Below are 20,771 nucleotides of genomic sequence, written 5' to 3' on the forward strand. Positions count from 1 at the left end.
CCGACCTGTTGTGGTGCGGGGACCTGACGGAGAGCGAGACGGGCAGGGGGGCAAGACCCAGCGCCGCAGACTCAACCAAGGCGGCGACCTCCAGGCCAACGCCGCCCTCTACCGGATCGTCCTCAGCCGCCTGCGCTGGGAGGGCCGTTCCCAGGACTACGTGCGGCGACGCCTCGCGGAGGGCAAGACCAAACGCGAGATCATCCGCTGCCTCAAACGGTACGTCGCACGAGAGATCTACCGGCTCGTCGTCCCCGCAAACACCGCGGCAGACTGCACAGGACCGGCCCGAGACGCCGCTTGACATCCATAGGGGCATCAACGCCGTCAGCAAGGCGTTCAACAGCGTCCTGAAGGTCGAGTACGTCCACCCGGCGCGCCCTTCGACCCCCGTGCCGAGGCCCGCATCCGGATCGCGACCTGGATCACCGACCTCTCCGACACTCGACGCCGGCCTCAGCGAGGGGCCGGCTGCACAGGAAGGTCTCCACGATTCGACAGAACTTGGTCATGGTCCGCGATCGTTCGCCGGCGTGTCTGCGGGTTGTCTCGAACCCACGATCACGGTGCACTCCCATGGGTGGTTTCTTCATGTAACAGTCATATGCGGGTGATACGGATAGATGGCGACACATCATGATGTTGGATTGTCGAGGAAGGGCTCTCCATGCGTCATCGTGCTATGTCTGTCGCGGCCGTGGCCTGCGTGTCGTCTTTGGCCGCAGCCGTGTCCGTTGCCGTGGCCGCGGACGTTCAGGTTCCCGTCGGGGGCCAGGTCACGTGGTGTCTGTCTTCCGCCGCTGCACAGGAGTTCGCGGCGGCCGAAATCGCACTGTCGGCTGTTGCTCCGGCGACCCTGGACACGTCCGGGCGGACGCCCTGTGTGCGATGGCCGATGCGAGGCAAAATCAGTCTCGATCTTTCATCCGGTGCCTGGACCTTGGACGGTGGGATCTCGTTCACCCGGTCAGGGGACAGCCGCATCCTCCAACTCACCCATGCGCACGGTGAGCTTGCAGACCGCAGGGTGGCAGCGCAGGCAGCCGCCGGCGGAGAAGCTCCCCGGAGTATCGAGGTAACGACCTTCACCGTCGACATGGCCGAAGTCACTGTCAGCCCGCCCACACCCGCCTCAGCCGGAGCCGTCGAGGCGCGACCCTTCGACACGCTCCTCACCGAACAGGGCGCCGCTGTGTTCACGAAGGCGTTCGGTTCGGCACCGGTGCCGGTCGGCTCTCCCCTGGCCACGATCGCCGGACGCGTTGACGCGTCGTCGATGCTGGACTAGCGGGGGGAACGACTCGTGACCGGCGGTCCTTCGTTCCCCGGGCCCTCTGAAGGCAGCCGACCGAGCTGTGTGGGGCAGCTCCTGCGCTGGGCGCAACAGGTAGGGCTGGCCAGCAGCACTTCGGAGCAGCAGCGGCTGGCTGCCATGGGGCTGGATGTGCTCGCGATGCGTATGGTGCCGACGGCAGACGAGCGGGATGTGGCGTTGACGGCGCAGTGGTCTGCGTTCATCTGCCTGGTCGACGACTACTTCGACCGTGACCTGCGGGGAACGTTGGCTTCGCGGGCCGAGTCCGTCCTGCAGCGCTTGCTCAGCGTACTCGCCGGGGAGGAACCGCAGCCGGACAGCACAGGTCCCGAGGTGGCGTTGGCCGACCTGTGGCGACGTACAGCTCCGCGGATGTCGCCACGGTGGCGTGATCGGTTCATCGCCGACTACACCGACTTCGGCCGAGCCACGTGCGAGGAAGCCGTCCACCGCGAGCGGCGTCATCAACTGCCCCTGGATACCTACATGGCGCTGCGCCGGCGGACCATCACGGTGCTTCCGATGACGGACATCGTGGAGTGCACGGCCGCAGCCTCTCTGCCTGATTCACCTGAACTGTTCGAGCAGTGTGCTGAAGGAACGCGGCTGCGGGCGTTGCGGTGCGCCGGCGCCGATGTCGTCGGCTGGACCAACGACCTGGCCTCCGCCGAAGCCGACCGCAGACGGGGTCAGAACAACCTGCTGACAGTGATGGAACATGAGCGAGGCTGCTCGTCTGCCGAGTCGCGTACGGCGGTCGTGAGCATGCGGGACGCCAGGCTGCGGGACTTCCGCAGTCTCGCCCTGAGGCTTTCGGACGGGCGAGGCCTGCCCTCGGCAGCACGCGCTTGCGTTGCCGCCTACACCGCCGCCGTCTGCGACTTGGTGAATGCGTCTTTGTACTGGCTCGACCGAACCGGGCGGTTCGACGCCCGATGGCTTCCACCGCACGCTGTGTCATCCCAGCCCTGGGCTGGAGAGGGACGACGGACATCACATGAGACCTCCTGAAGCCGGGCACGTCCTGCCCGACTGGCCGGCCGGGCTGTTCCCACCCGGTCTCGGCACCGCCCGGGGCCGTCTGACGGACCGCCTGCTGCGGCGCATCGGGCCGGACGGTGCCCTGCGCGACCCCTGCGGGAGCCGAGTACTCGAATCCGCCTTGCTCCTGGCCCTTTTGGACCGAACCGGGCGGTCCCGCGACTTTCGATCAGCGCGCAGCCGACTCGTGTGCTACCTGCGTCAGCCGCACCCTCATGGCAGCTCGTGGGACGAGACATTCACCGCGACCGTACTGAGGAAGCGGACGCGGGCCGCGTCAGCCGATCGGGCCGCCGATGATTTCGTCGCGCGGGCACCGCGGTTCACCGGGCCGCGGAAGCGCCTGCTGTTCCAGGCCATTCTCGTCATGCTGGGCTCCGAACCTCCCTCTGGTGGATGTGAGCTGTTCCCACCCCGCGGTCTGCATCCGTGGGCGTCGATACAGGCCACTGCGGCCAAGGTGGTCCTCGCCGACGCAGCGGCCCGGTCGGACATGATCGGCAGCGAAGATGCAGCCCTGTTGCTGTCCACGCAGCGTCCCGGTGAGGTGTGGGAGGGCAATCTGCTCATCCACCTCCTTGTCCTGCACGCGCTGTCTCGCCTGCCGGGCAACGTCACCACCGTGAGGGACGGCATCCGAACTGCGCTGCTGCATCAGCGTGATGACGGCGGCATCCCGTTCGTCACGGACACCGACACGTGGACCGCCGTAACCGCCGGCCTTGCTCTGCGTACCGCCGGCGCCCCGCGTGGCTCCCTCGACCGGATCGCCCGGCACGTGCTGCGGCTGCAGCACCCGAGCGGGGGCTGGTCCTACACGGACTGCGCCCGGCTGGCCGATACCGACTGCACCACGGTCGCCCTGGAATTCCTGCACGAGTCGGATCCGCACGCCTACCGCACCCCGGTCCAGCGCGGCATCCAGGCCCTGCTCTCCGTGCGCGGCGGGGACGGCGGGTTCCCCACCTACGCCGGCACTCCTTCAGAAGCATGCATGACCGCCGCGGTGATCAACGCGCTGGCGACGCAGGGCACCCGGTACCAGCGCGTCATCGACGAGGCCATGACGTTCCTTGCCGGCGATCAGCAGCCCGACGGTTCCTTCCCTCCGGGCTGGAGCGACAGCCGGCTCCACACGCTCTTCCGCGCCCATCTGGCCACCAGACCCTTCATCGTGGGCGGGGCCCCGGTTGTGCGTGAACGAATCGTTCGGCTGGTGCGCTCGATCCAGAACGACGACGGGGGCTGGGGCAAGGGGGACGGCGCGCCGAGCGACGCCATCAGCACCGCATACGGACTGATCGTGGCAGCCGGTCTGCCCGACCACCGTCCGGCCGTCCGGGCTGCGGAGTATCTGCTCTCGCAGCAGTATTCCGACGGCACGATCGACGCGCCGCCTGACATGGTCGGGCCCAGGCCGCTCCCCTACCACGTTCCCGTCCTCTCCGACGCCTTCCCCCTCCTCTCGTTGGCGCACCTCACCCGCCGCATCACTCCTTGAGGAGTCTGCCGTTCCAGGCAGCACCGCAGTTCATCGCACCTCGGAAGGACCCCATGATGTTGCTCTCCCACCGCAGGCGGCCTCGGGTATCGCTGGCGGGGTGCACCTGCCTTGTCACGGGCGGTGCGGCCGGTATCGGCTTCGCCCTGACCCAGGCACTGGCCGCGGCCGGCGCCCACGTACACGCATGCGACAACTCTCAGGCCAATCTGGACCGTGCCGCGGATGTGCTCGCCCGGCAGTCCGGCATGACGCCGGTGACGTTCACCAAGGCGGACGTATGCGACCGCGCCGCTGTCGAGGACTGGATCACCAGCACGCATCGGGCACGCGGACGTATCGACGTACTGATCCACAATGCCGCGTATGTGCACTGGGCCGATGTCGAGGACATGAGCGTCGAGCAGGCCCAACTGGCCATGCGTACCGGCTATGACGCGTTGGTATACGGGGCCAAGACCGCTCTTCCGCTGATGCGGTCAGGCGGTGGCGGGCACATCGTCGCGATGGGCTCGGCAGCCGGACGGATCTTCGTCAAGGGCCCGGCAGCCTCCTACGCCGCCACGAAGGCAGCCATCGAGGCTTACACCGAGATGCTGCGCGTGGAACTGGCGGGATCGGGTATCGGTGTCACCCTGGTCCGGCCCGCCACCGTCGCCGGCACCGACTTCTGGAAGATCCACGTGCCATCGGCCCGCATGCCACGCCTCGCCGACTTCCTGCCGCCCACGTCTGCGGAGAACGTCGCCACCGCTGTCGTCGAAGCAATCAGGCGCCAGGAACCGGCCGTGGACATCCCCGGCTATCTGCCCCCGTTCTACCGCGCGTACGCCATGCTCCCCGAACTCACCCGCAAGGCAGCCGCCCTGGGCGGAAGCGGCCGCCGCGACTACGCGATCCCCCTCCCGCCGCCTCGTGCAGCCAAGCGGGCCACGGCCCAGCACTCCAGCGCCGGCCGCGACAGCACCGCCCTGTACATGCTGAAGAAGGCCGGGGCCAACACCCTCTTCGTGCGTATCATGGCTGACGTCGCTCCGAGCATCGACCGCGCCGCCCACCGTCTCACCGGCGGCCGGACCTTCCTCATGGCCGCGCTGCTCCCCTCCCTGATGCTCACCACCACCGGCCGGCTCAGTGGACGAACACACCGGACGCCGCTGCTGTGCCATCGCGAAACCGACGGTAGCTATCTCGTTGTCGCCAGCAATTTCGGCAGGCCGCAGCACCCTGCCTGGTCCCACAACCTGCTCGCCGTCCCCCGCGCGACCGTCACCGACACCGGCCGCACCGTCGATGTCATCGCCACACCCCTGCACGGATCCGAGCGCGACACGGCATGGAGGCGACTGGTGGACATCTGGCCGCCCTACGAGAGCTACGCCAGGCGATCCGGACGGCAGCTGCGGATCTTCCGGCTCGTCCCGGAATGAACGGCCACCCCGGCTGATCCGGCCTGCCGAAAGCCCTCCCCTCCCACCCCGCGCCCGCTTGGAGAACACCGTGCCTTCACGCCCCACGCCGATGGACCTGACCATGCACCACATGGCCCAAGTCCATCCCTCGATCGCCCAGACCATCGGAGTCGTGCTGCATCTTGAAGGCACGCCCCCACCCGTCAGGGAACTCCTCGGCCACCTTCAGGCGAACCTGCACCGTCTGCCCCGCCTCACGCATTACCTCCACGGACCAGGGCTCAAGGCCCGATGGCAGCACGACCCTGCTCCCGACCTGCACACCCGCGTCAGGGAACGTGCCATCCCGCCCGGTGACGAAACCCTCGACGCGGTCCTTCAGGAACTCGTGACCCAGCCGCTGCCCACCCACGGCCCGCTGTGGGACGTTTCCCTGATCACCGGCTACTCACCCGGCCGCTACGCCATCTGCTGTCGCGCACACCACAGCACCCAGGACGGCATGGGCCTCGTCAACACCCTCCACACCCTGTTCGGCACAGCCCCTTCGCTCACCGCCGAACCCGAACCGCGCCCCGAAGCCCGCGCCTGCCTGGACACCATGCGCGACACACTGGCCGCCTGCGCCGCTCACGGTATCTGGAACGATCCCACGCACCCCTTCACCGGCAAGCGCATCACCAGCTGGTCACACGTACCCACCCAGCAGCTGCGTACCGCAGCCGTCCCCCACGGCGGCGACACCAACGACGCCTTCCTCACCGCCCTGAGCGGAGCCCTGCGTACCTGGTGCTCCGAACACTGGCCACGGGGTGCCGGCAAACCGCTGCCGGCCACCACGATGGTCAATCTGCGTCGACCGGCAGAACGCGACCGGCCCGGCAATCTGTTCACGTTCGCGCCCGCGCCGCTGCCCTGCCACGAGTCAGCAGTCGACATCCGCCTCCAGCGCGTCATCGCCGCCACCAAAGCCGTCAAAGACCCTTCACGGCGAGCCGCCATGCGCGTGCTGATGGACCGCACCCCGGCGCGGATCCTTCACTCCTTGGCCACCCGGCTCACCACCCCGGACAGGGCAGCCATCACCACCTCCTACGTCGCCGTCCACCGGCCACTGGCCTACCGGGACGACCCCGTCACCCGTATCCAGCCGTTCAACTGGCTCCCCCGTAACCAGCCCGCATCCATCGTCGCCTGCAGTTACAACGGCACCACCAGCGTCTGTTTCATCACCGACGCGGCCGCCCCCGGCCTGCACCAGCTCCCCTCCCTGTTCGAAGAGGCAGTGCAAGAGCTCGCCGCCCGGCCGGGCGGCGCGCAGACCCACCTCTCCCCCGACCGGCCGACGGCACCCGGCAGGCACGATGTCCCCGCGTCGCCCACGGCGGCTGACGGCGGAGCCCCCGTCGTCATCGGCTTCCCCTACATCAAGAACATCCTCGTCGATCAGGCCGGCCTGCCCCCGACGCCCATCACTCCTGAGGCGACACAGGCGCAGGCGGGCATCGACTCCATGGCCATCACCGTGCTCTCCATGACCCTCGAGGACCGCCTCGGCCTTGCCATCGCCGAACGCGAGCTCGCGCAAAGGCCCACGGTCGCCGCTCTCGTTGATTTCGTTGTCCAACGCGCCGCCCCATGAATCCGCTGAGGACCGCGCAACCGGTGAGCGCCGACAGACCAGGCCCGGCAGCCCGGCCCAGCCAGGCGTAGCGGCCAGGGGCACGGGCTCGCGGGCGACCCCGAGACGGCGGTGGAACGACCGAGAGGACGCACCTATGACGTATGACGGCATGACGACCTATGACGGTATGACATATGACGGACCAAATACCGTACCCGGTCGACGCGACGGCCCATCGTCACGTGTAGCGGCGCGGCTGATCGGGCTGGGGTCCTGGCTGCCGTCCCGGGTCGTCACCAATGCCGACCTGTCCCTCGCCCTGGACACCTCGGACGAGTGGATCCGAACGCGTATCGGCATTGCCACCCGGCGTAGGGCCGACCGTGACACAGCCACCAGCGACATGGCCGTAGAGGCCGGGGCTCTTGCGATGAAATCCGCAGAAGTGGCCCACGTCGACGCCGTGGTGCTGGCCACCGCCACACCCGACCACCCTGTGCCCAGCACCGCGCCGGTTGTGGCCCACCGCCTTGGTCTGCCCTGCGTCCCGGCCTTCGACGTCGGCGCCGGCTGTTCCGGTTTCCTCTACGCAACCACGGTCGCCGCTGGACTCATCCACGCCGCCGCTGCCCGGACCGTCTTGGTCATCGGTGCGGAAAAAATGTCAGCCATCACCAACCCCACCGACAGAACCACGGCACCGATCTTCGGCGACGGCGCGGGAGCAGTCGTTGTGACGGCGGGCCGGGCAGAGGATGCGGGGGCACTGGGACCGGTCGCATGGGGCAGCGACGGAGCGCACACCGAAGCCCTCTGCATCCCGGACGGAGGCTCCCGTCGTCCCTCACCCAGACCGACAGCCAACGACAATGGCCGGTATGTCCATATGCGGGGTAACGAGGTGTTTCGCCACGCGGTGCGCCGCATGAGTCAGGTGGCAAAGGACGCGGCCTCGGCCACCGGATGGGGCCCCAAAGACATCGACCGGCTCATCGTCCACCAAGCCAACGCACGTATCGGTGCAGCGGTAGCCGACGCCCTGGGCATCCCGCCGGAGCGTGTGCCGTCCAACATCGCCCATGTCGCCAACACCTCCGCGGCCTCCATCCCCCTGCTGCTCACACACGCCGCGGCCCAAGGCCAACTGACGGCGGGAAACCGAGTCCTCATGGCCTGCTTCGGCGCCGGGTTCACCTGGGCGGCCTCCACCCTGACGTGGCCGAAGAACCTCAGACCCCTCGCTGGAAACGGCACCGTCCCCGGCTGCGCCGTCGCGTAGTTGCCTCGTACTCTCCGCCTCCTCGCCCGGCTGGTCGGTGTGATCGACACGTACCGGCAAGCAGCGTTGGAGACCCTGGTCCAATCGACCTGGGGCAACGGCCCCACACGAGAGCTTTCACGCAGTGCCGAGTGGGCCGCCGGGGTGCTCACGGGGTGGCTCCGAACGTCCGGCGCGCCCACTCGGCGAAACTGGTCCAAGCGATTTCGGAGTGGGCGGCGTGCAGCGCGGCAATATCGACGCGGTAGCCACGCCCATTCAAAAACGTCCACATCGCGTGCATGTCCGGATTGCGGATCTCGGCCAGCGGCACCCGCTCATGGCGCACTTCCCGCCCCAGAGCCGCGCTCAGCGCGGCGGCCATCTGGGCCGGGGTAGGGGCGTCGCTGGCCAGCTCGATGCGGCGCCCGAGGTAAGGGGCGGGGTCGAGCAGCACCTGCGCGGCGAAGGCACCGTGGTCAGTGCGGGCGAGCTGCTGCAGCGGCCGATCGGACGGCAGCGGCAGGTCGAGCACGCCGCTCTGGATGCGGTCGGCCCCGCCAAGGGCATTGTCGAAGAAGTACGTCGGCCCCAGGATCGAGTAGGGGATCTCACCGGCAGCCAGTTCCTTTTCGATACGCGCCTTGCTGTCGAAGTGCGGCACACCGCTTCTCTGGTCGGCCCCGGCCACCGAGCTGAACAGCAGATACGGCACTCGCGCCGCGTCGGCGGCTGCAAGGATTGCCCGCCCCTGGGCCATCTCGGCGTCCACGCCGGCCTCAAAGGGTGTGGTGAGCACGAAGACTCCGGCCACCCCCGCCATTGCGGCGGCCAGCGAGCTGCGATCGTCCAGCGACCCGGCGACCACCTCGACACCCCGGTCTGCCCATCGGCGCGCAGACCCCCGATTCGGGTCGCGCACCAGCGCCCGCACCCGTGCCCCACGGCTCAACAACGCCTCGGTCACAGCGCCGCCCTGACCGCCAGTCGCTCCGAGCACCAAGATCGGTGCATCGGCCATCGAACGCTCACCTCCTCGGCGATGACGCGTGGCGACCGCCGGCCTCCACGCGTCCACCGTATGCGTCCACCCAGGCCTTGCACCTCAGCACCGCGCCGCGTTCACGCGGTTGCGCGAGATGCCGCCGGCGGTGCCGATCTCGTCCGCTTGCGGTGGCCGGGTACGAGGCGCGCGGCGTGTACCGGACATGCTCGGTTGGTGAGCAGTACAAGCGGTTCGCGCTCGGCATGAGGGAAAGGCACGGCGTACGGGGCGGGTTGACCGGGACGCGGCGTGAGTGGATCGCCCGGCATTCGGGGGTCGGCCTCGCGGCGGGTTGAGGCGTGCGCGGGCGGACTGCTGTCGCGCTCTCGTCCATGTCCACCGCTGCGGCTGCGGTGGACATGCGCCGAAGGTGCACACGGATCGGTACCGTTCCATCGCCGGTTCTGCGAGCTCCATCGAACCGCGCAGCCGCCGCAGCCGCGAGAACCGGTGTGCCGCTATGCGCGCAGCTGCGGCGGCTCCTTGTCGATCCCGAGATCAGCGTCGACGTCGTAGCCGACTGCCCGGTGCGGCACCGCCGGAAGCCCGATGTCGGCACCCAGGTCGAAAGCGGCCTCACCGGCCGCCTCAGCCAGTTCCTCTTCCTCGCGCTGCCGCACAGCACGGTCGTGGTGCTCGCTGATCTTTTCGACTATTTCCCGGACGTATCCGTGGTGCCGGCTCGAGGGTTGTTCGACATCGCTCATGAACCAGATCCTCGGCATATGCGACCTGCCATGGCAACTGGTCCCGGGTGAAGAGCCGGTGACATGTGGGTGCCAAGAACCACATCCGTGCTGGTCGTCAGGGACCAGGTGATCGGAGCCACTGACGTCTGCGTGGCGGGGGCCTGGTGGCGGGGTCCGCCCGCCGCCGTACCACCCGCCCCAGCAATGAATACCGGACTCCGACCGCCGAGGAACGGGAGGATTTCCCCGGCCGCTTCGAACGCCGACGGGTCGCCTTGGGCGACTGCGGCCGAGCGTCTCTGACCAGCTCGATCACGAGTCCCGGTTCCGTCCCCAGCACACCCGTTCAGCCGAAGCGACAGGAGCCCTTGACGCGACTGCGAGCAGTGTTCTTGACGTCAACCTCTGGTCAGGCAGAAGGGATGCCCGGCCGGGTCGGTGAAGATCCGCCACCTGTCTCCGCCCGGTTGGTGCACCGGCTTGGTCGCGCCCGACTTCAATAGCAGGGCCTCGGCCTCGTCGAGGTCATCGACCACGAAGTCGAGGTGGACTTGTTGCGGCAAGGTCTGGCCGGGCCAGCGCGGAGCCTGGTAGTCATCGACCCGTTGGAAGCCGATAGAGAGCCCGTCCTCGCGGGTGAGGCCGGCGAAGTCACTGTCGGACTTGGGGTGAAGCTCGAGCCCGGTGGCCTGCCGATAGAACGCGGCCAGCGCCTCGGGATCGGCGCAGTCGAGTGTGATCGCCGTTAGCTTCATCTGCGGGGGCATGGCAACTCCGTGACAGCCATCATGCTGCGGGTTCGAACGCGTGTGGCGTCACACCGTAGTGATCAGCTCCCCGCTTCGCGACCTGATTTACGCCAACGCCGAGCTGATGAGAGAGCCGCAGCGCGGAGTGACAGCCCCCAGGCCACGCAAGGCGCGGGCAGGCACTGCCCCGCTGTTGTGGACGCACGTCAACCTCCTACGATCGGTTCGAGCTGGATATGAACAGCCGTCAGGACCTGGCGAAGGCAGCGATGGTGCCCGGCCCTCGCAGTGCGCGGGATGTGGTCGCCTCTGCGCCGGTGCGACGTCGGTGGACGTTGGCAGCGTACGGCGCTTGGCTTCACCGACCTGAGAGGTGCTCGGACGGTCTGTGACGTGCGCGGTCGTTCGAGACCGGTCTTTCAGAAGGAAATCCGTTGGTTCAGGGACCGGTAGCGAGGGTCGCATTCGCGCCGGAATCCACGCTGCTGTCCCGGCTCTGGATCGTTGCGGCTGCACGGTGCAGTTCGGTGAGCACCGTCCGGACGGCTCGCCGTGCGGCACGTTCGGGGCGATGGAGCACATCGATGTGGCGTCGGGTGTGCACGCCGCTGAGAGGTCTGAGGATCAGTGCGGGATGCGGACGTGTGGTCCAGCGGGGCATCAGGGCCAGGCCGCCTCCGGCGGCGACGGCTTCGGCGACCACCGCGAATTCGTTGATGCGATGGACGATGTCGAGCCGTCGGTTCGCGGCGGCCGCGATGGCGTCGATGGTGGCCATCAGCGGGAAGCCGTCGTGAACGGTGATCCAGGGTTGGTCCGCGACGTCTTGCGGGGTGAGGCGCCGTTTGGCGGTCAAGGGGTGGTCGGCCGGCAGGGCGACGTCGAGCGGTTCGCGCAGCAGCGTACTGGCGGTGACAGCGGCCGGCCACGGTGGCGCGTGGCCGAGGTGGTGGGCGAGTACGAGGTCGTAGTCCCGGGTCAGCCGCGGGAAGTGGTCCTGTGCGACGTCCTCGTCGGCGAGCGAGAGCCGCGGGCGCCCGGGACCGGCCTGGCCGCGCAGCAGCAGGGGGAAGAATGCCGAGGCCGCGCTGTGGAAGGCCGCTACTGACACGCCTGCGTCCGGCTGGTCGACGAACTCATCGATGGTGTGCCGTGCCCTGGCCAGCGCGGTCTCCACCTCGACTGCGGCACCGGCCAGGGCCTGCCCGGCATCGGTCAGCACCAGCCGTCGGCCGTCGCGTTCGGTGAGCGGGACGGGAATCGAGCGTTGCAGCAGCCGTAGTTGTTGGGAGATTGCCGAGGGTGTCATCAACAGCGCCTCGGCGGTCGCGGTGACGCTTCCCAGCTCGCCGAGCTCCCGCAAGATCTGCAGCTGCCGTTCGTTCATTCTTTGAGTGTAGTGATGCTTAAGGGTTCTTGAAGAAGCTTGTTCTTGGCTTCACATCGGGGGTGGTGCAGCGTAGGGGGGTGTTCCAAGCCCGCCGCACTGACGCAGTGCTTCTCCTTGTCGCCATCGTCTGGGGCTCCAGCTACCTGACCGCGAAGACGGCCACCTACGCCCTCCCGGTCCTGGTGGTGCTGTTCGCGCGGTACGCGCTCTCCGCGATCGTCTGCCTCGCCCTCGTCGCCGCCCGCCGCCGGAAGGGGCGCTGCACGCGAGATGAGGTCCGTGTCGGGGCTTTGCTGGGGGTCACACAGGCTGCCGTCCTGGTTCTGGAGACCTATGGCGTCGCGCACACCAGCGCCGCCAACGCCGGCCTGATCATCAGCCTCACCATCGTGCTCACCCCACTGCTGGACCGCACGGCAGGCAATGGCCGGCTGCCCCCGCGCTTCTTCGCCGCCGCGGGCGTGTGCCTGTTGGCCGTCGGACTGCTGATGTCCGGCAGTGGTTTCCACACTCCCCGGATCGGCGACCTTCTGATGCTTGCCGCCGCGCTGGTGCGCGCGGCACACGTCACGCTCGTGGGGCGGCTCACGAACCGCCGCGCTGTGCGACCGCTGCAGCTCACGGCCGTCCAGACGGTTGTCGGCTCCGCGCTGTTCGCGGTGCCCGCCGCGGGCGGCCTGCCGGCACTGGGCCAGATCGATGCCTCTGTCTGGGCCCAACTCGTCCATCTCGCCCTGTTCTGCAGCGTGTTCGCCTTCCTCGCCCAGACCTGGGCGGTGCAGCACAGCTCTGCCAGCCGGGCCAGTCTCCTCCTGGGCACCGAACCGGTCTGGGCCGTCGCGGCCGGCATCGGCCTCGGCGGCGAACAGTTCACCGTCCTCGCCGCCCTCGGCGCGGCGCTCATGGTCGCCGCGACGTACTGGGGACAGGCCATCGAACGCGCCCACCGCACCATCGAGAACGAGGAGACCCCATGCCGAACAACGGCACCTACGAGCGTCTGATCAGCCTGCTCGACCGCACTGCAACCGCGTACGAACTCATTGACCATGAACCGGAAGGCAGCGCCGAAACCGTCAGCGCACTGCGCGGACATCCCGTGCCGGAAGCCACGAAGTGCCTCGTCCTGATGGTCAGGATTGACCGGCGAGTCACTCGTTACGTGCTCGCGGTCGTCCCCGGAGACCCGGCCTTGCCGTCCCAGAAATGCGAGCATATGCTCCTAACTGGCAGTGGTGCATGTCCCCGCGCCTCATGCTCCTTCCACCAGAAAGCCCTGCCATGGAAACGCCCACCGGTTCCGCTCCCGAGCGTGAGCAGACGCCCTCCGCAGCGGCCGAGTTCTCCCCCGGGCCGAACCAGGCCGCCCGCCGCCGGCCGCCGGTGAGGGCCTGGCTCCAGCCGACTCTTATCGCCCTGATCGTCGTGGCGGCCTTCATCGGCTGCTACGTGGGCCTGCAGCGCAACCCCCAGCCCCATCAGGTCCCCATCTCTGTCACCGCACCGGACCTGCCGGGCCAGATACGCCAGGCCCTCGGCAACAGCGTCGAGGTCCACCCGGCGGCCGACGCCGAGGCCGCGCGCCACGCACTGGAGCACCACGACGTCGTCGCCGCGCTCAGCACCGACGGCCCGGGCCGGCTGCGCCTGGAGATCGCAGGGGCAGACGGCACGTCCACCACATCGGCCGTGAAGAACCTCGTCGGCGCCTACGCCAACGGTGCGGGCAAGCACGTCACCACCGAGGATGTCGTCCCCCTGACCCACTTCGACGCCCGGGGACTGGCCGGCTTCTACATGGCCTTCAGCGTGACCCTGGCCGGTTTCGTCCTCGCCTCGAACGCTCTCGGCCTCACCAGTCTCCTGCGGCTGCGCCACCGGTTCTGGCTGCTGGCCGGCACCTCCGTGGCCATCGGCACCGTCGCAGCGATCATCGCCGGCCCCATTCTGGGAGCGGTCCCGGCCCCGGTCATCCCGCTGGTCTTCACTCTCACCCTCCTGGCGGCTGCGGCCGCTTTCACCACCAAACCGCTCGGCACCTGCCTCGGCCCCGTCGGAGTCCCGGTTGCCACCCTTCTGCTCCTCACCGTCGGCAACGCCACCAGCGGTGCCACCATCGGCGCTGATCTGCTGCCCGCCGCGGCCCGAGCCATCTCCGCACTGCTGCCACCCGGCGCGGCCGTCCGCGCCATCACCGACCTCAGCTACTTCGACGGCGCGCACGCAGCAGGCCCTGTGATCACGCTCGCGCTGTGGGCTGTCATCGCCGCGCTCCTGGTCGGCCTGCGCCCCCGCCTGATGCGGCGGCGTGCCGCGGCCGCCGCCTGACCGGTGTTCCTGTACAACCCTCTGCTCACCACACCCGCCGCCCAGTTCCCGCGTCCAACGTGTCCCACGGAGCCGGCCCCGCCACTCGGCCGCACGTCCCGGAAAGCCTTCACACGTCACACACACGTGTGATCACACCACCGCTCAGCTGCTCAGCCACTCAGAAGGAGATCGACCGATGGTTGCCAGGAATCTTGTTCTCATCGCCGGCGCCGGTGGCGTGGGCCGCACAGTCCTCGGCCAACTGCGCGCGCAGGACGTGCCGGTGCGCGCGATGGTCCGCCGCGACGACGATCGTGCGGCTGAGTTGCGTGCGCTCGGCGTGGAGGTCGTCGTCGGCGATCTGACCCGACCCGAGAGCGTCGCGGCCGCACTGGAGGGTGTCGGACGGATGTACTTCGCGATGCCCGTGTCACCGGACCATCTCCTGGCGACGACCGTGGTGGCCACCGTGGCGCGCGAGCACGGGAAACTGGACTGCCTGGTGGGCATGTCACAGATGACGGTGTCGCAAATGACCGCCACCAGCACCGCGGAGTCGCACCAGCAGCGGCTGCACTGGCTGGCGGAGCAGGTACTGAACTGGTCGGGCCTGCCGGTGGTACACATCCGGCCGACATCGTTCCTGGACAACCCGCTGTTCACCACGCTGGCGGCGCGGTCGATCCGGGAGAACGGCACGATCGCGCTGCCTTTCGGTACCGGGCGCACGTCGCCGGTCGCCGTGGACGACGTCGCCCGGGTGGTCGCCATCGTGCTCCGTGACCCGGCTGCGCACGTCGGGCACGTCTATGAACTGACCGGGCCACGTACGGTCGACATGACCGAGATGGCCGAGGAGTTCTCGCGGGCGTTGGGGCGTCCGGTGTCCTATGTGGACGTGCCGCTGGACCGGTGGCGGGCCGAGGTGCTCGCGAAGGTGGGCCTGCCGCCGCACACCGAACAGCACATCGCCACCATGGCCCGACTGCACCGCGAGAACCGCTACGACCGCGCGTCCGACGACGTCGAACGCGTGACGGGCGTACCTGCCCAAACGATCGAGGCGTTCGTGGCCGCTCGCAGGGACTTCTACCTGGGCTGAGCCGCTCCGGCTGGGAGGCCGGCCTTCGTTGGCCGTGCCGGGCCGCAACCGACCGGGAGCCGTCACCAAACTGCTGAGGAGACGAGCAGGACGATGCGATGCAACCGTTCCTAAGGACTGAGCGGGAGTGAGTCCTGTTGCCAGGACCCGTGCTCAGCCGTGTGCCCCGAACGGTGTTGGGCACAGCAGGTTCGTATCCATCAGGGGTGCGAGCCCCGGAGTCGACTGGCGAAGCCGTGTGCAGGAGACGGCTGAGAAGGCCACGTTGAACGTCCATGGTGGCGTCCGGGAGCCATGGCGCATGAGGAAGAGCGCCGGCGGGTTCGCGGTGGAGCATGCCGCGAGGGCGTTGCGGGTCAGTGCGGGTGGTCGTGGTCGTCGGGGTGGTCACGGTGGTCGTGGCCTGGGGGGCGTTGTGCCAGGGCTTGGGTGCGTGTGGTGACCTCGTCCGTGGACACGGCGCCCTGGCCGACGAGCACGTCCTCCAGGGCGGCCAGCCAGAGCTGGTAGTAGTTCCACGGCTCGTCCTGGGCCGGTGCGGTCTCCCAGGCCGCGATCCGGGCGATCAGTGCGGCCTGGAATTGCGGCCAGGTGAACGCGCCCGCCTCGTACAGGGTGACGGCCATGCCGAAAGCGCGGCTCTCCCACGGCTCGGCGAACACCAGCTCGCCGTTGGAGCGGGGCGGTGCGGCCGGGCCCTCGATGTCCAGCGGCGCGGTCATGGCGCCTTGACCTTGGCCACGCCGACCATCGCGTCCCGAGTCACCAGCGGCACGAGCTGTTCCTCGGACAGGTGCTCGGTGCCGGCCGGACGCTCGGGCAGCACCAGCCAGCGCACCTCACTGGTGGAGTCGCGGACGGTGATCTGCACATCGTCGGCGAGTTCGAGTCCCATCTCGGACAGCACCGTGCGCGGCTCCTTGACCACACGCGAACGGTAGGCGGGATCCTTGTACCAACTCGGCGGCAGGCCCAGCACCGGCCACGGATAGCACGAGCACAGCGTGCACACCACCACGTTGTGGGTGGTCGCAGTATTCTCCACCACGACGATGTGCTCGCCCTGCGGCCCCGCGAAGCCCAACTCCTTGATGGCAGCGGTGCCTTCGTCGAGCAGCCGTCGCCGGTACTGCGGGTCGGTCCACGCCTTGGCGACAACCTTGGCGCCGTTGAGCGGGCCCACGTTGGTCTCGTATTCGGTGATGATCCCGTCCATCACCTTCGGGTCGATCAGGCCCCGCTCGGTGAGCAGTTGCTCGAGCGCCTCGGTGCGCAGGGCCGCAGGAAGGCGCTCGCCCGGTCCGCCGGTAGTGGTCATGAGTTTGTCTCCAGGTAGCTCTCGAACAGCTCTGCGGTGAGCGCGAAGGGTTCGGCGTCGGCGCCCCACAGCTCGCGTGAGTCGAACCGCACCGAGTAGACGTGCTGCGGGTTCTCGCCCTGGAAGTGCGCGTTGGTGTCCGGCAGCACGGCAGCGGGCTGGATTACCTCGACGACACCGATGTGTCCCCGCACATAGCCCGGCAGCCTGGTGTGCCCGGGTACCGAGATGTCCTTGGCGCGCACGCGCTCGCCGACGGCGAAGGCCGGTGCGGTGTCCACGGTGCGCAGCGAGCCCTCGGCGGTCGGCGCGTAGTCGGGCCTGGCGGGCTCGGGGATCGGTGGTTCCTCGACGTGTTCGCCGCGCAGGTTGCGGGCGCGGGCGTCGATCGCGCCCGGCGCCAGGATGGCACTTTCGGTGAGCATCAGCTCCGCGCCGTTGAGCCAGCGCCCGTAGTAGCCGTCGTCCAGGTAGGCGGCTCGGTCCAGGCGCTCGTGCGCGTGCCGGAAGGCATCCGGGTTGACGCCGCCGCACGCAACGCGGCTGGAGAGAAGCGCCAGCGCGAATGCCCGGCGCTGCCAGGGCTCCTCGAAGACCGGTTCATCACGCCTCGGCGGATGAACGGGACCCCATCCCGGGGTGCCCCCCATATCGGCAATACCCTCCATGGCATAACCTCCCAATTGCCTGTAATAGCAGACATATCTACTCGAATTGTATTCGGCCGCCGCCTTCGACGTCACGGCGTAGGCCGTGCTTGAATCTGTCGATTGCGGCATCTGCAGCATCTGTGCCGGTCTATGAGGGGGCGAAGCCACCCCGGTCGGCCCTGTTCACCAGGCTGAGTCCGTCAATTGCGCGTGCCCGTCACCGCGTTGCGACGCGAAGGTGTCGACCTGGCGTGTACGGGCCGGCCGTGGAGCCTGCGGCGGGAGGCCGGATGCTGCTGCAGCCGTGCCAAGAGGGTCTGCAGAGACATCCGCTGATCGTGGACGGTGCTTGGTCCCGTGCGTAACCCACACGGTCGCCGAGCGGTCACGGAGTCACTGGTACTCGACCGGCGACACGGCTGTCATCGACGCCGACCCCGGCTCGCCATCGTCCTGAGCCGGCTGGTTGCAGGCACCTGCAATGACTGCACGGCGTGGGAGCTGTCCGGCGTGAAGGACGCCGTCGGCAGGGCCGCGCCGCGCCGGGCACGCGTTCACCTGCCCCCGCCTGCACAGCCTCACCGGCATCGCCCCCGGCGCGTTCGGCAGCCAGGGCCTGGCTTCCCGATCGATGGTCACCGGGTGACATGGAAGGTGAGGTGCCTCTCCGTCGCACCGGCGGGGACGGTGTGGACATAGCCCCCAGCCGCACCATAGGCGCCCGTGCCGCCGGTGATGGCGATGTCGACCGCGGAGGCGGCGGGCAGGTGGAGCAGCGCCTGCCCGGTGATCTGCCCCTGAGGCAGGGCGAAGGTGCCCAGGCACTGCAGCTCGTCCGGACTGGTATGCACGTAGGCACACACCACGCTGTGGTCACCGATCTTCTTGCCGTCGCGGTACAGGTCTTCGGCAACGATGAGCTCGTCACCGAGGCTGTGTCCCTTCTTGCCCAGATCGAGGGATGCGGTCTGGGTCTGCCTGGCGACCAGCTGGATGATTTCCGTGCGCCGGTGCGTGACGTGTGTGCTGCTGGTGTCAGCCGACGCCGGCGGGGCGCCGACGAGGATTGCTGCGGCCACGCCGGTGACCGGGATCAGGCAGCGGAAATTGATCTTGCGCATGGTGTGCCTCCTGGTGGTGTTCTGGATCGGTTCCGCCATTGAGCGGCAAGTGGCGATCGTTCGACCAGCAGCCGATCAAGGGCGCAACAGCAAGGGAGCCTCAGCGCTCATCCGCGTATGAGCTGTGATCTGTTGAGAGATGCCGAATACGACGATGGCGGCTGCCTTCGTGGCTGTGACGGTGCAGTTGGCGCCGCCTCGGACGGCCTGAGGTGGACCCACCCGAATCGGACTACCCCTGTATTGGTCCGGCCCACCTCTCACCAGGCCGAACAGGGGAAAGTGGGGCCACAGCAGGCCGTCCTCGAACACGAGAGTGGAGCCAGGTCGAGCCGTCCAAGGTGGGGCCGATCACTCCGTCACAGCCGGCCTTCGACGTTGGCGAGCCACCGTCGGGTCACTCAGGCATGAACGAGGGGTCTGGAGCTGCTGCCGCTGGAGTGCGCTCAAGCGTGTTCTGGTGAGCGGGAGTGAGTGCCGGTGGTCTGTGTCGTGCCTAGCGCCAGGCGGGAACTGACGTTCTTGTGTCGAATGGGTGACCTTTGCGGGTGGTGCTCGTTGGGTGCGGTGACAAGATCTTCGGGTGGGGCCGGGCGGGGGTGACGGGGTGGGCGGGCTGAGGGGGGTGGCGGAGTCGTTCGTCGTGTCCGGTCCGACCGGTGTGGCGGTCCGTACCCGGCTGGGGCACCTGACGCCCGGGGATGAGGAGGTGCTGCGGCTGGTCGGCGCGCACCTGGGCACGCTGGCCTCCCGTGACCTCAAGACGCGCTGCCGGGACGGCCTGGAACACTCCGCCGACACGTGGGCGGCCCGCAAGCGCGAGCTGACGACCCTCTCGTCGTCACGCTGGGCAGGCAGCATCACCAAGGCGTCGCACGACCAGTGGGCACTGGCACGCCGCTGTCAGCTCACCCACGTCCAGAACCTGGAAGCAGGCATCAGGACCCTCGCGCACCGGCTGTCCCTGCCCGTCGGGCAGAAGGGCTCGAAGGGGACGCCGGGCGGCTACCGGTCGCGGCAGGAGTGGCATGCCAAGGCCCGTCGCCTGCACGTGCTGGAGGACCGGCTGGCCGCCGGGCGGGCCGACCGCGAAGCCGGGCTCGTGCATGTCGTACGCGGCGGCAAACGGCTGGCTCGCACCCGGCACCACCTGGATGCCGCCCGGCTCACCAAGCCCGACTGGCGTCAGCGGTGGGAGGCCGAACGCTGGTTCTGCCAGGCCGACGGAGAGTCCGGCAAGCGGTACGGCAACGAGACGATCCGCGTCAGCCCCGGGGGCGAGGTGAGCATCAAGCTGCCCGCTCCGCTCGCGCATCTGGCGAACGCCGGGCACGGCCGGTACGTCCTCGCCTGCCGCGTCAGATTCCCGCACCGGGGCACCGAGTGGGCCGACCGCGTCGAGGCCAACCGGGCGGTGGCCTACCGCATCCACCTGGACGTGGGCCGGGACCGCTGGTACCTGACCGCCTCCTGGCAGATCCGGCCCACCCAGACCATCCCCATCCGTGCCGCGCTCGCCGAGGGCGTGATCGGCGTGGACATGAACGCCGACCACCTCGCCGCCTGGCGCCTGGACGTCCACGGCAACCCGACCGGCCCCCCGCGCCGCTTCTTCTACGACCTGACCGGCAGCGCAGACCACCGCGACGCCCAGGTCCGCCACGCCCTCACCCGGCTACTGCACTGGGCCACCACCTGCGGCGTGAAGGCGATCGCCATCGAGGACCTGGACTTCACGGCGGAGAAGACCCGCGAGAAACACGGACGCAGGAAACGGTTCCGCCGGCTCATCTCCGGCATGCCCACCGGCAGGCTCCGCGCCCGGCTCACCTCGATGGCCGACCACACCGGCATCGCCATCATCGCCGTGGACCCCGCCTACACCTCCAAGTGGGGCGCCCAGCACTGGCAGAAGCCCCTCACCAGCAACAACCGTAAGACGACTCGCCACGACGCGGCAGCGGTGGCGATCGGAAGGCGCGCCCAGGGACACCCGATCCGGCGACGGACGGCACCGCCCCCACACGACCAGAGCGATCGTGCGGGGCATCGGACCGTCCAGGCCCGACCGGACATCCCCGGGCGTGAGGGAACCCGCCCCCGCATTCCCGGACCACGGACACGATCCGTGCCGCCCGGACGCGGAGCGAACGCGGGCGACCAGTGTGCCCAACACCGTTCGGGGCACACGGCTGAGCCTGGATCCTGGCAACAGGACTCACTCCCGCTCAGTCCTTAGGAACGGT

18 protein-coding genes and 1 pseudogene are annotated in these 20,771 nt (G+C 68.8%); 11 read left to right on the forward strand and 8 right to left on the reverse strand.

Translation table 11 applies throughout. The features are described 5' to 3' along the window. Window positions 1-10: 10 nt before the first annotated feature. From OG747_RS00225 to OG747_RS00255, 7 genes are all read left to right on the forward strand, one after another. Window positions 11-304: a hypothetical protein gene (locus OG747_RS00225; protein WP_405876596.1), complete on the forward strand. Its 294-nt coding sequence runs from the start codon at window positions 11-13 to the stop codon at window positions 302-304. 792 nt (window positions 305-1,096) lie between these two features. Next, the gene (locus OG747_RS00230; RefSeq protein WP_405876598.1) at window positions 1,097-1,288 is read left to right on the forward strand and encodes a hypothetical protein; all 192 of its coding nucleotides are present in this window, start codon (window positions 1,097-1,099) and stop codon (window positions 1,286-1,288) included. Between the two features lie 69 nt (window positions 1,289-1,357). Beyond that, window positions 1,358-2,326 (forward strand): terpene synthase family protein, encoded by a 969-nt coding sequence (locus OG747_RS00235; RefSeq protein WP_405876600.1) that lies wholly within the window; start codon window positions 1,358-1,360, stop codon window positions 2,324-2,326. After that, window positions 2,313-3,857, forward strand: a complete 1,545-nt coding sequence (locus OG747_RS00240) for a prenyltransferase/squalene oxidase repeat-containing protein (RefSeq protein WP_405876602.1) — start codon at window positions 2,313-2,315, stop codon at window positions 3,855-3,857. Before OG747_RS00235 ends, OG747_RS00240 begins: the two co-directional genes overlap by 14 nt. Window positions 3,858-3,910: 53 nt before the next feature. After that, window positions 3,911-5,287, forward strand: a complete 1,377-nt coding sequence (locus tag OG747_RS00245) for an SDR family NAD(P)-dependent oxidoreductase (protein ID WP_405876604.1) — start codon at window positions 3,911-3,913, stop codon at window positions 5,285-5,287. A 70-nt stretch (window positions 5,288-5,357) separates the two neighbouring features. Then, window positions 5,358-6,911: a wax ester/triacylglycerol synthase domain-containing protein gene (locus OG747_RS00250; protein ID WP_405876606.1), complete on the forward strand. Its 1,554-nt coding sequence runs from the start codon at window positions 5,358-5,360 to the stop codon at window positions 6,909-6,911. Window positions 6,912-7,080: 169 nt separating this feature from the next. Beyond that, entirely contained in the window at window positions 7,081-8,172 is a 1,092-nt protein-coding gene (locus OG747_RS00255; RefSeq protein ID WP_405885390.1) for a beta-ketoacyl-ACP synthase III, read from the forward strand. A gap of 148 nt (window positions 8,173-8,320) precedes the next feature. On the opposite strand, the gene OG747_RS00260 is transcribed toward OG747_RS00255, so the two are convergent. The 4 genes from OG747_RS00260 to OG747_RS00275 all read right to left on the reverse strand — a co-directional run bounded on the left by OG747_RS00260 (window position 8,321) and on the right by OG747_RS00275 (window position 12,021). Beyond that, window positions 8,321-9,172: an NmrA family NAD(P)-binding protein gene (locus OG747_RS00260; RefSeq protein WP_405876608.1), complete on the reverse strand. Its 852-nt coding sequence runs from the start codon at window positions 9,170-9,172 to the stop codon at window positions 8,321-8,323. A 482-nt stretch (window positions 9,173-9,654) separates the two neighbouring features. Next, a complete protein-coding gene (locus OG747_RS00265; protein ID WP_405876610.1) occupies window positions 9,655-9,903 on the reverse strand; it encodes a hypothetical protein in 249 nt (82 codons plus the stop codon). A gap of 380 nt (window positions 9,904-10,283) precedes the next feature. Next, window positions 10,284-10,652, reverse strand: coding sequence for a VOC family protein (locus OG747_RS00270; RefSeq protein WP_405876612.1), 369 nt, complete (start codon window positions 10,650-10,652; stop codon window positions 10,284-10,286). A gap of 421 nt (window positions 10,653-11,073) precedes the next feature. Further along, window positions 11,074-12,021, reverse strand: a complete 948-nt coding sequence (locus tag OG747_RS00275; protein WP_405876614.1) for a LysR family transcriptional regulator — start codon at window positions 12,019-12,021, stop codon at window positions 11,074-11,076. An 80-nt stretch (window positions 12,022-12,101) separates the two neighbouring features. Here OG747_RS00275 and OG747_RS00280 point away from each other — a divergent pair, with 80 nt between their 5' ends. The 3 genes from OG747_RS00280 (at window position 12,102) to OG747_RS00290 (ending at window position 15,436) form a co-directional block, all read left to right on the forward strand. After that, window positions 12,102-13,028, forward strand: a complete 927-nt coding sequence (locus tag OG747_RS00280) for a DMT family transporter (protein WP_405876616.1) — start codon at window positions 12,102-12,104, stop codon at window positions 13,026-13,028. 277 nt (window positions 13,029-13,305) lie between these two features. Beyond that, window positions 13,306-14,352: a hypothetical protein gene (locus OG747_RS00285; protein ID WP_405876618.1), complete on the forward strand. Its 1,047-nt coding sequence runs from the start codon at window positions 13,306-13,308 to the stop codon at window positions 14,350-14,352. Window positions 14,353-14,530: 178 nt separating this feature from the next. After that, window positions 14,531-15,436: an NAD(P)H-binding protein gene (locus OG747_RS00290; RefSeq protein ID WP_405876620.1), complete on the forward strand. Its 906-nt coding sequence runs from the start codon at window positions 14,531-14,533 to the stop codon at window positions 15,434-15,436. Between the two features lie 356 nt (window positions 15,437-15,792). Here OG747_RS00290 and OG747_RS00295 read toward each other — a convergent pair whose 3' ends face one another. From OG747_RS00295 to OG747_RS00310, 4 genes are all read right to left on the reverse strand, one after another. Beyond that, on the reverse strand, window positions 15,793-16,158 hold the full coding sequence (locus OG747_RS00295; RefSeq protein WP_405876622.1) for a nitrile hydratase accessory protein: 366 nt from the start codon (window positions 16,156-16,158) through the stop codon (window positions 15,793-15,795). Then, window positions 16,155-16,754: a nitrile hydratase subunit alpha gene (gene nthA, locus OG747_RS00300; RefSeq protein ID WP_405876624.1), complete on the reverse strand. Its 600-nt coding sequence runs from the start codon at window positions 16,752-16,754 to the stop codon at window positions 16,155-16,157. The genes OG747_RS00295 and nthA overlap by 4 nt, the downstream gene beginning before the upstream one ends. Continuing rightward, window positions 16,751-17,422, reverse strand: coding sequence for a nitrile hydratase subunit beta (gene nthB / locus OG747_RS00305; RefSeq protein WP_405876626.1), 672 nt, complete (start codon window positions 17,420-17,422; stop codon window positions 16,751-16,753). The genes nthA and nthB overlap by 4 nt, the downstream gene beginning before the upstream one ends. Window positions 17,423-18,039: 617 nt before the next feature. Continuing rightward, the gene (locus OG747_RS00310) at window positions 18,040-18,525 is read right to left on the reverse strand and encodes an allene oxide cyclase barrel-like domain-containing protein (RefSeq protein ID WP_405876628.1); all 486 of its coding nucleotides are present in this window, start codon (window positions 18,523-18,525) and stop codon (window positions 18,040-18,042) included. A 607-nt stretch (window positions 18,526-19,132) separates the two neighbouring features. Between OG747_RS00310 and OG747_RS00315 the strand changes: the two are divergent. Then, window positions 19,133-20,764, forward strand: a pseudogene (locus OG747_RS00315) (IS200/IS605 family accessory protein TnpB-related protein). Window positions 20,765-20,771: the final 7 nt, after the last annotated feature.

Origin of the sequence: Streptomyces sp. NBC_01384 (assembly GCF_045040035.1) — a bacterium.
Lineage (GTDB): Bacteria > Actinomycetota > Actinomycetes > Streptomycetales > Streptomycetaceae > Streptomyces.